Here is a 12,657-nt window from a genome sequence, read left to right on the forward strand (position 1 = left end):
GACGACCGCATGCCCACGACAGCGCCCGCTGCCCGCACCCTGGCCTCGCTGCCCGGGCCGCGGCCGGTGCCGCTGCTGGGCAATCTCGCGGGCGTGTCGATGGACAGCCTGCACCTGCATCTCGAAGGCCTGGTGCGCGAGTACGGGCCGCTGTACCGCTTCCATCTCGGGCCGGAGCCGGCGCTGGTCGTCGCGCGCAGCGACCTCAACGCGGAGATCCTGCGCGATCGGCCGGACGGCTGGAGCCGGCTGCTGAGCATGCAGCGCGTCATCAACGAGATCGGCGGCGAAGGCGTCTTCTCCGCCGAGGGCAGCGACTGGCGGCGCCAGCGCAAGCTGGTGATGTCTGCCTTCGACCCCGCTCATTTGAAGCGTTACTTCCCCACCCTGGTCCGGGTGACCGAGCAGTTGCGCCTGTGTCTCGACGAGGCCTCACGCAGCGGCGAGCCGCTCGACCTGCAGGCGCTGCTGACGCACTACACGGTGGACGTCACCGCGGGCCTGGCCTTCGGCATCGAGATGAACACGCTGCGCGAGCCCGACCAGGCCTTGCAGGGCCATCTCGACAAGGTGTTCCCGATGCTGATGCGGCGCATCTTCGCGCCCGTGCCCTGGTGGCGCTACATCCGCCTGCCCTCGGACCGCGAGTTCGATCGCCACCTAGCCAGGGTCCACGAGGCCGGCCACCGCTTCATCGCCGCGGCGCGCGAGCGCATGGCACAAGACCCGGCACTGCACGAGCAACCGCGCAACCTGCTGGAAGCGCTGCTGGCCGCTCGCGACGAAGCCGGCGGCGCCCTGGCCGACCGGGAACTGCTGGGCAATGTACTGACGGTGCTGCTCGCCGGCGAGGACACGACGGCCAACACGCTGGGCTGGACGCTGCACCTGCTGCATGCACACCGCGCCGAATGGGACCGTCTGGTGGCGCAGGTGGACGCCACGCTCGCGCCCGACCAGGACATGCCGCGCAGCTTCGACATCGCCCGCGGCTTCGGGGCGATCGAGGACTGCGTCAACGAGGCAATGCGGCTGAAGCCAGTGGCACCACTCGCGTTGTTCGAGGCGAACCGGGACGTCAGCGTCGGCGGAGTGGCGCTCGGCAAGGGCGCCAAGCTGATCATGCTGACCCGCCCCGGCGCCGTCAGCACCGACGTGGCCGACGACGCCGCACAGTTCCGCCCGCAACGCTGGCGCGCGCCAGCCAGCGAGGCCGACCACACACTCACCAAGGCCTCGATGCCCTTCGGCGCCGGCCCGCGCCTCTGCCCCGGCCGCTACCTGGCGATGCTGGAAATGAAGATGGTGCTGGCGACGATCGCCCGCAACTACGAGTTGCTTTCCGTCTCGACCGCCGACGGCACGCCGCCGCAGGAACGCACCGCCTTCACGATGTTCCCGGTGGGGCTCAGGATCCGGGTGGCGATGCGGCCAAAAGCCTGCTGACGCTAGCGTGCTCCCGCCAGCCGCGGCGCCGCACCCAGGTGCATGCCGGCGTCCAGCTGCAGCAACTCGCCGGTGACCGTGCGTGCGCCGTCGACCAGCCATACGATGGCCTCGGCCACGTCCTCGGCCGTGCAGGCGCGGCCCAGCGGCGTCGCGCCTTCGTACTGCGCCTTCATCTTCTCGAAGCCCTGCTGGCCGATGCCGTCGACGAACCAGCGCGTCGTGATCATGCCGGGGCAGACCGCGTTGACGCGTACCGTCGGCGCCAGCGTGCGCGCCAGGTGCAGGGTCATCGAGTTCATCGCGCCCTTGGAGGCGATGTAGGGCACCGACGAGCCGATGCCCAGCGATCCGGCGACCGAGGACACGTTGACGATGCAGCCCTCGCCGCCCGCCGCCTGCAGCAGCGGCAGGCAGGCGCGCACCATCTGGAAGCTGCCGATGACGTTGACGCCATAGATGCGCTGGAAGGCCTCGACGTCCAGCGCGTCCCAGGCGGCGTCGCCGGCGAAGACGCTGATGCCGGCGTTGTTGACCAGCGCGTCGAGCCGGCCGCCCCAGCGCTCGGCGGCGGCCGCAGCGAGGCGGCGGCAATCGGCGTCGTCGGCCACGCTGCCCTGCACCACCAGCACGTCCGCCCCGGCCTCGCGGCAGGCGGCCTCGATCTCACGCGCCTCGCGCTCGCTCTTCGAGTAGTTGACCAGCACGTCGTAGCCGCGCCGTGCCAGGCCCAGCGCCGTGGCCGCGCCGACGCCGGTGCCCGCGCCGGTGACCAGGGCCGTCTTCCTCGGATGGTTCGTCGTCATCGTCTGCATCTCCTCGTGCATCTCATCATTGAGGCCACCATTAGACTCGCCGTCATGCGATCCGTCCTGCTACTCCCCATCCTCATCGCCGCCGGCCTGCTAACGACCCATTTGAGCGCATCCGCCATCGAGGTGATGCCCGCCAGCACCTGGGGTGCCGTGCCCGATGCAGCGCCCGCGGAGCCACAGACCACGATCACCCACATCACGCTGCACCACCAGGGCGAGACCTGGGTGCCCGGCAGCGATGTGCCGACCTACCTGCGCAAGCTCCAGCACTGGTCACGCGAGACCAAGCACTGGGCCGACATTCCCTATCACTACGTGATCGATCCCGAGGGCAAGGTCTACGCCGCCCGGCCCGAGAACATCGCCGGCGACACCAACACCGAGTACAACCCGCGCGGTCACGTGCTGGTGATGGTGCTGGGCAATTTCGAGGAGGTGGAGCCGAATGCGGCGCAGCTACAGGCCACCGTCGAGCTGATGGCCCAACTCGCGCGCAAACACGGGCTGGACGCCGGCGCGATCGCCTCGCACCGCGACTACAGCAAGCAGACCGTCTGCCCCGGCAAGAACCTGTACCGCTATCTGGAGAACGGCTGGATCGCCAGGGCCGTCACTGCAAGGCTCGATGGCCAGCCGATGCCGGCTCTGCCCTGATCAGTCAGGCAACCGGATAGGTGCCGTCGCCGTGCGGCGCCGCCTTGAACGCGGGAAGCGCTTCGGCGACCTCTGAGAACGCGGCGATCGTCGGATAGTCGGCCGCCGGTGCCGAGTCCGGCACCAGGTCCTGGATGAACTTCCACACGACGGCGGTGCAGACACCAGCCTGCGTCAATTCGCCGCCATCCGCGCCCACCGCCAGCGGCGCCTCGGCCAATTCCTTCTCCAGCGCGGCGCAGGCGGCACGGAGCTGTTCGTGCACGCGGTCCATCCAGGGCTGGTGGACCTTCTCCGGCGGGCGGACGTTGTGCTCGTAGACGATCTGCACCGCCTTTTCGCAGGCCGCCAGCGCCAGGCCGGTCAGTCGCAGATCACGCCGCAGCGCCGCCGGCTCGGCGGGCAGCAGACTGCGCGCGGCCAGCTTCTCCGCGTACTGCAGGATCAGCATCGAATCCATCAGCACCTCGCCGTCGTCGAACAACAGCGTCGGCGCCTTCACGACCGGGTTGATCTCGCGGAACTGCGCGTAACCGCGGAACACAGACAACGACTGGTGCTTGAACGGCACGCCCATCAGTTGCAGGGCCACGGCGACGCGGCGCACGTATGGCGAGTCGAGCATGCCGATGAGTTTCATGGTTAGCACTCCGTGTCTGGTGGGAGGGACATGCTAGCGAATGAATGGGGCTGCCCGTTCGATCTGCGATCGAGAGATCTGCGTATCGCCACGGTGCCGGGACTCGCCCCGGCGGGCGAGTCCCGGCACCGTGGAGAAAGACAACAGCAGACGAACAGCTCTACTTAGCCAGGCTCTGGAACCACCGCCCCAAGGTCGCCCGCTCCTCGTCGGTGATGCCCGTCGCATTGTTCAACGGCATCGTCTTCTGCACCACCGCCTGCTGATACAGCGCCGCAGCGTTCTTCTCGATCAGCTCGGGCGTGTGCAGCATGATGCCCTTCTGGTTCAGCTGCGCGTTGTGGCACATCTGGCAGCGCTGGGCGACGATCGCTTCTACCTGGGCCATCGTCGGTGCAGGCGCCGCGGCCGGAGCCTCGGGCGCCTTGGCAGGCGCGAGCCACACGATCAGCGCGGCGAGCAGCACCAGCGCGGCGGGGATCAGCTTGATGTCGGCCTTGCCCTTGTGGCGTTGCACGAACCAGCTGCGGATCAGCACGCCGGCCAGCATCAGCAGGATCAGCACGCCCCAGTTGTGCGCGTGGCTGTAGAGCATGCCGTAGTGGTTGCTGAGCATCGCGATCAGCACCGGCAGCGTGAAATAGGTGTTGTGAACGCTGCGCTGCTTGCCGCGCTGGCCGAAGATCGGGTCGACCGGACGGCCGGCGCGCATGTCCTCGATCACCTTCTTCTGGCCCGGGATGATCCAGAAGAACACGTTGGCGCTCATCATCGTGGCGATCATCGCGCCGGCGATCAGGAAGGCCGCGCGGCCGGCGAACAGGTGGCACAGGCCCCAGATCGCCACGGCGATGTAGACGGCCTGCAGGCCCAGCACGAGGCCGTCGTTGCCGATCACCGTGCGTCCGTCGGCACCCTTGACCTGGCCGAAGCGGCGGCAGATCTGGTCATAGACCAGCCAGCCGACGACGAGGAAGGCGAGCGAGCCGGCGATGGCGCCGGCCGTGCCGCCGTGCTGCGACCAGTCGAACACATGGCGGTCGATCAGGAAGGTGTCGGCATTGAACAGGTAGAGCACGACGAACAGCGCGAAGCCGCTCATCCAGGTCCAGTAGCTCTCCCAGTAGAACCAGTGCAGATCCTGCGGCAGGCCCTTGGGCGCCACCATGTACTTCTGCGGGTTGTAGAACCCGCCGCCGTGCACGGCCCACAGCTCGCCGTCGACGCCACGAGCCAGCAGGTCATCGGCCTTGGGCTTGTGGAGGTGGTTGTCGAGCCAGACGAAGTAGAACGAGGCGCCGATCCAGGCGATGCCCACGATCACGTGCAGCCAGCGCAGCAGCAGGTTGGCCCAGTCGAGCAAATACGCTTCCATCCAGAGAACTCCGAAGCCGGCTCACCACTGCGGGCGCTGTAAGCCGGGGACGTGTCGCGCTCAGATGGAACTTCTGCCTGTTTGCCTGGCTACCGCCAGCTGCGCCGCTGCGACAAGTAGGCGAAGTGTATACAAAATCATGCGGCTCTTGTCGACATTCCGTGGGTCTTGAACACGGAAACAACTTCAAGCAGCTGGGCCGCCTGCTGCTTCAGGCTTTCGGCCGCTGCGGCGCTCTGCTCGACCAGCGCCGCATTTTGCTGCGTGCCCTGATCGATCGAGGCGACCGCCTGGTTGACCTGCTGGATCCCGCTGGTCTGCTCGCTGGACGAGGCATTGATCTCGGCCACCAGGTCGGTGACGCGCCGCACCTGCCGCACGACGTCGCTCATCGTGTTGCCCGCCTCGTTGACCAGCGCGCTGCCGGCCTCCACGCGTTCCACGCTGGCGCCGATCAGCGCCTTGATCTCGCGCGCCGCCTGGGCCGAGCGCTGCGCGAGGCTGCGAACCTCGCCGGCCACCACCGCGAAGCCACGGCCCTGCTCGCCCGCCCGGGCCGCTTCCACCGCTGCGTTCAGCGCGAGGATGTTGGTCTGGAAGGCGATGCCGTCGATCACGCCGATGATGTCGGCGATCCGGCGGCTGGACTCGGTGATCTCGCCCATCGTGCTGACCACCCGCTCCACGACCTGGCCGCCGCGCCCGGCCACCTCGGCCGCGGTCGTCGCGAGCTGGCTGGCCTGGCGGGAGGAGTCGGCGTTCTGCTGCACCGTCTGCGTCATCTGCTGCATCGACGCGGCCGTCTGCTGCAGCGCGCTGGCCTGCTGCTCGGTGCGGCTGGAGAGGTCCGTGTTGCCGGTCGCGATCTCGGCCGAGGCGGTGGCGATGCCGTCGGCCGACTGGCGCACGCGGTCCACCATCGTGACCAGGCTCTCGTTCATCCGCTTCAGCGCGGCGAGCAACTGGCCGGTCTCGTCGCCGCCGCGCACCTCGATGGCGGTGCTGAGGTCGCCGGAGGCCACCGCCTCGGCCAGCTTCACGGCGCGCTGCAGCGGCAAGGTCACCGCGCGGCTGAGGATCCAGCCCAGCACAATCGCCGCCGCCACGGCCAGCGTGCAGGAGACGAACATCAGCGTCAGGTCGCGCGAATAGTCGGCGGTCGCGACATCGGCCCAGGCCTGGGCGCGCTGCTTGTCGTGGGCGACGAGCTGCTCGATCGAAGCCATCAGCTCCACCAGCAGCGGCCGGCATTCCTTGACGATCTTGGTCATCGCCGCATCGCGCTCGCCGTTGCTGGCCTTGGCGACGATGTCCAGCGCCACCGGCCCGTAACGCGACTCGACGTTCTCGATCTTGGCGAACAGCTCGCGCTCGCGTTCGGTCACGCCGGGGCCGTCCGAGACGAGCGCCTTCTTCAGCGCGGCCAGCTTGTCCTGCATCTGCTGGTGGGCCAGCGCCACGGCGCTTTTTTCGATGCTGCGGTCGCCCTCTTCGGTCACCAGCACCAGGTTGCGCGCCGCGACCGCGCGCTGGTTGGCCGCATTGCGGACCTGCGTGGCCAGGGCCTCGCGTTCGCCGATGCCACGCAGGTAGTCCGTCAGCCGATCGTTCGAGCGACCGAGCGAGCGCAGCGACAGGCTCGACACGACCACCACGACGGCGGCCAGCACGGCAAAACCGAGCATGAGCTTGGTCTTGATCCGGGCGCTTTGGATCCAGTTCGACATTTTTCTGCTCCCTGATCGCCGTGTCGGGTGCGCGGCGTTGTCCTAGATTAGAGGGACAACGGAAGCAGTCAAGGACTTATTTCAAGCACGCGGATTCTCAGCTCGCCAGCAATTGCGCCACCACGGCGATGGCGATCACCTCGGGTTCCTTGCCGGTGATGCCCGGCAGGCCGATCGGGCAGGTGATATGCGCGATCTCCTGCTCGGTGAAGCCGCGCGCCTCCAGGCGGTGACGGAACGCGGCCCACTTGCTCTTGCTGCCGATCAGGCCGATGAAAGGCAGGTCGCGACGCTCGCGCTGGCGCTGCAGGCAGGCGGCGACGATGTCCAGGTCTTCGGCATGGCTGAAGCTCATGATCAGCACGCGTGAGCCTGGCGCCACGTCGCGCACCGCCGACTGCACGGGTTCGGAGTGCTCCGCACTGACGTTGTCCGGCAGCGCCGGCGGAAAGATCTCCTCCCGGCTGTCGACCCAGAACACGTCGGCCGGCAGCCGCCCCAGCAGCGTGACGATGGCCCGGCCCACATGGCCGCCGCCGAACAAGGCGACCGATACGCGCGCTTCGGCGCCCGCCAAGCGCTCGCGGATGCCGCCAGCACCCTCCTCCAGCCATTCGAAGCGCAGGTGGACGACGCCGCCGCAGCACTGGCCGAGGCTGGGTCCCAGCGCATAACGCGTCACTTCATCGCAAGGCACGGCCAGGTCCAGCAGTTCGTGCCCCCGGGCGATCGCATCGAATTCGAGCTGGCCGCCGCCGATCGTGCCGATCAGCCCGCCGGCGCAGGTGATCGCCATCCAGGCGCCGACCTCGCGCGGCCCGCTGCCCTGGACTTCATGGACGCTGACGAGCACAGCCGGCCCGCCTTGCAGCGCACGCTCGAGTTCGCGCCACGCCTTCATGACGGGCTCAGCTGCCCCGGTAGGTGGAATAGCTCCACGGGCTTGCCAGCAGCGGCACGTGGTAGTGGGAGCTGGTATCGGCGATGCCGAAGTCCAGCGGCACCTCGTCCAGGAACGGCGGCTCGGGCAGCAGCGCGCCGCGCGAGCGGAAGTAGGCCGCCACCGAGAACACCAGCCGGTAGTGGCCCGGCTCCAGCGTGGCGCCTTCCAGCAGCGGGCCATCGGCCCGGCCGTCGTGGTTCAGCGTGATCGCCTTGATCTCGTGGGCCTGACCCGAACGGTCGAGGCGGAACAGGCGCACGGCCATGCCGGCGGCGGGGGAGCCGTGCACGGTGTCGAGCACGTGGGTGGTGAGCTTGCCCATCGATGGACCCTTTCGTCATTCGCTTGGAAATTTAGCGAAACGCAAACCCCCGAAGGGGCTTTGCGTTTTCAGCAAAGTGTATACACTTCAGCACACAATGTCAGCCACAGCAAAAACGAAAGCTGCCGCTCCGGCCTCGTCGACCGACCGCATCGCCGCCTCGATCACGCAGGCGATCGTCGAGCGACGCCTGATGCCCGGCACCAAGCTCGCCGAGCAGAAGCTCGCCGACATCTTCAAGGTCTCGCGCACACTGGTGCGCCAGGCGCTGAACCAGCTGAGCCGCGACCGGCTCGTCACGCTGACGCCGGCGCGCGGTGCCTTCGTGGCGGAGCCCAGCGTACAGGAGGCGCAGCAGGTCTTCGAGGTGCGGCAGATGCTCGAGTGCGCCATGATCACCAAGCTCGCCAAGACGATCACGCCGGCCCAGGTCGCGCAGTTGCGCAAGCACCTGAAGGACGAGGTCGAGGCGCTGAAGGTCACCGACGTGCCCGGCCGCACGCGGCTGCTGGCCGATTTCCACGTGATCCTCGCTCGCATGCAGGGCAACGACGTGCTGGCCCAGTTGCTGACCGACCTGCTCTCGCGCAGCTCGCTGATCTCGCTGATGTACCAGAGCTCCCACTCGGCGGCCGAATCGCACGCCGAGCACGAGGCCATCGTCGCTGCGCTCGAAGCGCGCGACGCGAAGGCCGCCGTCAAATTGCTGGGCTCGCACCTCGGCAATGTCGAATCCAACCTGAGGCTGAAGCCTCGTGTCGATGACCTGGCAAAGGTGTTGTCCTTATGAGCAGTCCCACGAGCAATCGTTATCCGCGTGACCTGATCGGCTATGGCGAGAACCCGCCCCACGCCCAGTGGCCCGGCAACGCACGCATCGCCGTGCAGTTCGTCCTCAACTACGAAGAAGGCGGCGAGAACTCCGTGCTGCACGGCGATGCCGGCAGCGAGCAGTTCCTGTCCGAGATGTTCAACCCGCCGGCCTTTCCGGCGCGGCACCTGAGCATGGAAGGCATCTACGAGTACGGCTCGCGCGTCGGCGTCTGGCGCCTGCTGAAGGAATTCGAGAAGCGCGCGCTGCCGCTGACGGTGTTCGGCGTCGGCATGGCGCTGGAGCGGCATCCGGAGCTGACGCAAGCCTTCGTCGAGCTGGACCACGAGATCGCCTGCCACGGCTGGCGCTGGATCCACTACCAGAACACCGACGAGCAGACCGAGCGCGAGCACATGCAGCGCGGCATGGAGGCGATCCAGAAGCTGACCCTGAACCGCGCCCTCGGCTGGTACACCGGCCGCGACAGCCCCAACACGCGGCGCCTGGTGGCCGACTACGGCGGCTTCGAGTACGACAGCGACTACTACGGCGACGATCTGCCCTTCTGGCTCAACGTGCGCAAGACCGACGGCAATCTGGCGCCGCACCTCGTCGTGCCCTACACGCTGGACTGCAACGACATGCGCTTCGCGCTGCCGCAGGGCTTCAGCCACGGCGACCCGTTCTTCCAGTACCTGAAGGACAGCTTCGACGTGCTCTACGCCGAGGGCGACGAGGCGCCGAAGATGATGAGCATCGGCATGCATTGCCGCCTGCTCGGTCGCCCCGGCCGAATGCGCGCGCTGCAGCGCTTTCTCGACCACATCGAAAGCCACGACCGCGTCTGGATCTGCAAGCGCGTGGACATCGCAAGGCACTGGCGCGAAACGCATCCGTTCGACGCATCCAAGGCTTTCATCTGGGAATGACGATGAATCTCGACACACTGAACGCCGCGGCGCCGGACGAATTCGTCCGCATGCTGGACGGCACTTACGAACACTCACCCTGGATCGCCGAGCGCGCGGCCGCTCGCCGCCCGTTCGCGAGCCTCGCCGCGCTGAAGCACGCGCTGGCCCAGGTCGTCCGCGAATCGACGCGCGAGGAACAGCTGGCCCTGGTCCGTGCCCACCCGGAACTGGCCGGCAAGGCCATGGTCAGCAAGACGCTGACGGCCGAGTCCACCAACGAGCAGACCAAGGCCGGCCTCACCGATTGCACGCCCGAGGAGTTCGCCCGCATCCAGCAGCTGAACGCCGACTACAACGCGCGCTTCGGCTGGCCCTTCATCCTCGCCGTGCGCGGCCCGCGCGGCCGCGGCCTGCCCAAGGCCGAGATCATCGCCACCTTCGCGCGGCGGTTGGAAGGCCACCCGGACTTCGAGCTGGCCGAGTGCCTGCGCAACATCCACCGCATTGCCGAGATCCGGCTGAACGACAAGTTCGCCACCAGCCCGGAGCTGGGCAATCTGGTGTGGGACTGGGCCGAGGAACTGGCCGTCCACTCCGACCCCGGCTTCAAGGAAAAGGGTCAGCTCACCGTCACCTACCTGACCGAAGCTCACCAGGCCTGCGCCGAGCAACTGCGCCGCTGGATGCTGCACGACTGCGGCTTCGACGAGGCGACGATCGACTCTGTCGGCAACGTCGTCGGCGTCTATCACGGCACCGATCCGAACGGAAAGCGCCTGCTGACCGGCTCGCACTTCGACACCGTGCGCAACGGCGGCAAGTACGACGGGCGCCTCGGCATCTTCGCGCCGATGGCCTGTGTGCGCGAACTGAAGCGCGCCGGCCGCCGCCTGCCCTTCGGCTTCGAGGTGGTCGGCTTCGCCGAGGAGGAAGGCCAGCGCTACAAGGCGACCTTCCTCGGCTCCGGCGCGCTCACGGGTGACTTCGATCCCGCTTGGCTCACGCAGTGCGACGCCGATGGCGTGACGATGCGCTCCGCGATGCTTGCCGCCGACAAGCCGGCCACGCTGGAATCGGTGGCGCCGCTGAAGCGAGATCCGTCCCGCTACCTCGGCTATGTGGAGGTCCACATCGAGCAGGGCCCGGTGCTCAACGAGATTGACCTGCCGCTGGGTATCGTCACCTCGATCAACGGCAGCAAGCGCTATGTCGGCGAGGTGATCGGCCAGGCCTCGCATGCCGGCACCACGCCGATGGACCGCCGGCGCGACGCCGCCGCGGCCGTGGCCGAGCTGATCCTGTTCGTCGAGAAGCGCGCGGCCTCGGTCGAGCATGTGGTCGGCACCGTCGGTATGCTGGAGGTGCCCGCCGGTTCGATCAACGTCGTGCCCGGCCGCTGCAAGTTCAGCCTCGACCTGCGGGCGACGAACAACGAAGCCCGCGACGCGATCGACGCGGACGTGAAGGCCGAGCTGAAAGCCATCTGCGAACGCCGTGGCCTGCACTGGACGCTGACGCAGACCGTCGCCGCCGACGCCGCGCCCAGCGCGCCCGTGTGGCAGGCCCGCTGGGAAGCCGCCGTCGCCGCCCAGGGCCTGCCGATCCACCGCATGCCCTCGGGCGCGGGCCACGATGCGATGAAGATCCACGAGATGCTGCCGCAGGCCATGCTGTTCCTGCGCGGCGGCAACTCCGGCATCAGCCACAACCCGCTCGAAACCATCACCAACGACGACGCGGAGCTGTGCGTCCGCGCCTTCCAGCACCTTTTGGAAAACCTGCAATGAGCAACTACGAACGACTCGACGCCTGGATCGATGCCCACTTCGACGAGGAAGTGAAGTACCTGCAGGCGCTGGTGCAGGTGCCCACCGACACGCCGCCCGGCAATAACGCGCCGCATGCCGAGCGCACGAAGGAACTGCTGGCCGGCATGGACCTGAAGGCCGATGCCTACCCGGTGCCCGCTGCCGAGGTGAAGGCCTACGGCCTGGAGTCGATCACCAACCTGATCGTGCGCCGCCGCTACGGCGACGGCGGCCCGGTGATCGCGCTGAACGCGCACGGCGACGTGGTGCCGCCCGGAGAGGGCTGGACCCACGGGCCCTACTCCGCCGAGATCGTCGACGGCAAGCTCTACGGCCGCGCCGCCGCCGTCAGCAAGAGCGACTTCGCCACCTTCACCTTCGCGCTGCGCGCGCTCGAATCGCTGGGCGCACCGCTGCAGGGCGGTGTCGAGCTGCACTTCACCTACGACGAGGAATTCGGCGGCGAACTGGGCCCCGGCTGGCTGTTGAAGAACAAGCTGACGAGGCCCGACTTCCTGCTGGCCGCCGGCTTCAGCTACCAGGTCGTCACCGCACACAACGGCTGCCTGCAGATGGAAGTCACCGTGCACGGCAAGATGGCCCACGCCGCCATTCCCGACACCGGCGTCGACGCGCTGCAGGGCGCCGTCGCGATCCTGAACACGCTGTACGCGCAGAACACGAAGTACAAGCAGGTGACGAGCCAGGTCGAGGGCATCAAGCACCCGTACCTGAACGTCGGCCGCATCGAGGGCGGCACCAACACCAACGTCGTGCCCGGCAAGGTGGTGCTGAAGCTGGACCGCCGGATGATCCCCGAGGAAGACCCGACCGTCGTCGAGACCGACATCCGCCAGGTGATCGCCGACGCGGCCGCCAGCTACCCGGGCATCACGGTCGAGATCAAGCGCATGCTGCTGGCCCGCTCGCTGAAGCCCTCGCCGGACAACAAGCCGCTGGTCGAAGCGCTGCAGAAGCACGGCGAGGCGGTGTTCGGCGAACCCATCCCCACCTCCGGCACGCCGCTGTACACCGACGTACGCCTGTACGGTGAGGCCGGCATCCCGGCGGCGATCTACGGCGCCGGCCCGCGCACGGTGTTCGAAAGCAATGCCAAGCGCTCGGACGAGCACCTGGTGCTGGAGGACCTGCGCCGTGCGACCAAGGTCGTCGCGCGGATGCTGCTGGACATGCTGAGCTGA

At 68.0% G+C, this 12,657-nt stretch carries 12 protein-coding genes; 6 read left to right on the forward strand and 6 right to left on the reverse strand.

What is annotated here, in order from left to right; translation table 11 throughout:
• Positions 1-9: 9 nt before the first annotated feature.
• Positions 10-1,446 carry a cytochrome P450 gene (locus SNE35_RS00455; RefSeq protein ID WP_320420759.1) on the forward strand — a complete coding sequence of 479 codons (1,437 nt, stop codon included), beginning with the start codon at positions 10-12 and terminating at the stop codon, positions 1,444-1,446.
• A gap of 2 nt (positions 1,447-1,448) precedes the next feature.
• Here the strand turns inward: SNE35_RS00455 and SNE35_RS00460 are convergent, their stop codons facing one another.
• Positions 1,449-2,252, reverse strand: a complete 804-nt coding sequence (locus SNE35_RS00460) for an SDR family NAD(P)-dependent oxidoreductase (protein ID WP_320420760.1) — start codon at positions 2,250-2,252, stop codon at positions 1,449-1,451.
• A 54-nt stretch (positions 2,253-2,306) separates the two neighbouring features.
• On the opposite strand from SNE35_RS00460, the gene SNE35_RS00465 reads away from it, so the two are divergent.
• Positions 2,307-2,915 (forward strand): peptidoglycan recognition protein family protein, encoded by a 609-nt coding sequence (locus tag SNE35_RS00465; RefSeq protein ID WP_320420761.1) that lies wholly within the window; start codon positions 2,307-2,309, stop codon positions 2,913-2,915.
• A gap of 4 nt (positions 2,916-2,919) precedes the next feature.
• On the opposite strand, the gene SNE35_RS00470 is transcribed toward SNE35_RS00465, so the two are convergent.
• The 5 genes from SNE35_RS00470 to uraH all read right to left on the reverse strand — a co-directional run bounded on the left by SNE35_RS00470 (position 2,920) and on the right by uraH (position 7,922).
• On the reverse strand, positions 2,920-3,555 hold the full coding sequence (locus SNE35_RS00470; RefSeq protein WP_320420762.1) for a glutathione S-transferase family protein: 636 nt from the start codon (positions 3,553-3,555) through the stop codon (positions 2,920-2,922).
• Between the two features lie 160 nt (positions 3,556-3,715).
• A complete protein-coding gene (locus SNE35_RS00475; protein ID WP_320420763.1) occupies positions 3,716-4,930 on the reverse strand; it encodes a urate hydroxylase PuuD in 1,215 nt (404 codons plus the stop codon).
• Between the two features lie 137 nt (positions 4,931-5,067).
• The gene (locus SNE35_RS00480) at positions 5,068-6,657 is read right to left on the reverse strand and encodes a methyl-accepting chemotaxis protein (protein WP_320420764.1); all 1,590 of its coding nucleotides are present in this window, start codon (positions 6,655-6,657) and stop codon (positions 5,068-5,070) included.
• 97 nt (positions 6,658-6,754) lie between these two features.
• Complete coding sequence (xdhC, locus tag SNE35_RS00485; RefSeq protein ID WP_320420765.1) at positions 6,755-7,558, reverse strand: xanthine dehydrogenase accessory protein XdhC; 804 nt, start codon at positions 7,556-7,558, stop codon at positions 6,755-6,757.
• Between the two features lie 7 nt (positions 7,559-7,565).
• On the reverse strand, positions 7,566-7,922 hold the full coding sequence (gene uraH, locus SNE35_RS00490; protein WP_320420766.1) for a hydroxyisourate hydrolase: 357 nt from the start codon (positions 7,920-7,922) through the stop codon (positions 7,566-7,568).
• A 97-nt stretch (positions 7,923-8,019) separates the two neighbouring features.
• Here uraH and SNE35_RS00495 point away from each other — a divergent pair, with 97 nt between their 5' ends.
• The 4 genes from SNE35_RS00495 to SNE35_RS00510 are packed head-to-tail and all read left to right on the forward strand — an operon-like array spanning position 8,020 to position 12,657.
• Entirely contained in the window at positions 8,020-8,712 is a 693-nt protein-coding gene (locus SNE35_RS00495) for a GntR family transcriptional regulator (protein ID WP_320420767.1), read from the forward strand.
• The gene (puuE, locus tag SNE35_RS00500; RefSeq protein WP_320420768.1) at positions 8,709-9,665 is read left to right on the forward strand and encodes an allantoinase PuuE; all 957 of its coding nucleotides are present in this window, start codon (positions 8,709-8,711) and stop codon (positions 9,663-9,665) included. The genes SNE35_RS00495 and puuE overlap by 4 nt, the downstream gene beginning before the upstream one ends.
• Positions 9,662-11,434, forward strand: coding sequence for a 2-oxo-4-hydroxy-4-carboxy-5-ureidoimidazoline decarboxylase (gene uraD / locus SNE35_RS00505; protein ID WP_320420769.1), 1,773 nt, complete (start codon positions 9,662-9,664; stop codon positions 11,432-11,434). The genes puuE and uraD overlap by 4 nt, the downstream gene beginning before the upstream one ends.
• Positions 11,431-12,657 (forward strand): M20 family metallopeptidase, encoded by a 1,227-nt coding sequence (locus tag SNE35_RS00510; RefSeq protein WP_320420770.1) that lies wholly within the window; start codon positions 11,431-11,433, stop codon positions 12,655-12,657. The genes uraD and SNE35_RS00510 overlap by 4 nt, the downstream gene beginning before the upstream one ends.

The organism is Roseateles agri (genome assembly GCF_034043675.1).
GTDB lineage: Bacteria > Pseudomonadota > Gammaproteobacteria > Burkholderiales > Burkholderiaceae_C > KK5.

Coding starts and splice junctions, on each gene's coding strand:
- SNE35_RS00470 (WP_320420762.1), bottom strand. CDS start 3,555: ATGAAACTCATCGGCATGCTCGACTCGCCATACGTGCGCCGCGTCGCC.
- SNE35_RS00495 (WP_320420767.1), top strand. CDS start 8,020: ATGTCAGCCACAGCAAAAACGAAAGCTGCCGCTCCGGCCTCGTCGACC.
- SNE35_RS00460 (WP_320420760.1), bottom strand. CDS start 2,252: ATGACGACGAACCATCCGAGGAAGACGGCCCTGGTCACCGGCGCGGGC.
- SNE35_RS00465 (WP_320420761.1), top strand. CDS start 2,307: ATGCGATCCGTCCTGCTACTCCCCATCCTCATCGCCGCCGGCCTGCTA.
- SNE35_RS00455 (WP_320420759.1), top strand. CDS start 10: ATGCCCACGACAGCGCCCGCTGCCCGCACCCTGGCCTCGCTGCCCGGG.
- puuE (WP_320420768.1), top strand. CDS start 8,709: ATGAGCAGTCCCACGAGCAATCGTTATCCGCGTGACCTGATCGGCTAT.
- SNE35_RS00480 (WP_320420764.1), bottom strand. CDS start 6,657: ATGTCGAACTGGATCCAAAGCGCCCGGATCAAGACCAAGCTCATGCTC.
- uraD (WP_320420769.1), top strand. CDS start 9,662: ATGACGATGAATCTCGACACACTGAACGCCGCGGCGCCGGACGAATTC.
- SNE35_RS00510 (WP_320420770.1), top strand. CDS start 11,431: ATGAGCAACTACGAACGACTCGACGCCTGGATCGATGCCCACTTCGAC.
- SNE35_RS00475 (WP_320420763.1), bottom strand. CDS start 4,930: ATGGAAGCGTATTTGCTCGACTGGGCCAACCTGCTGCTGCGCTGGCTG.
- xdhC (WP_320420765.1), bottom strand. CDS start 7,558: ATGAAGGCGTGGCGCGAACTCGAGCGTGCGCTGCAAGGCGGGCCGGCT.
- uraH (WP_320420766.1), bottom strand. CDS start 7,922: ATGGGCAAGCTCACCACCCACGTGCTCGACACCGTGCACGGCTCCCCC.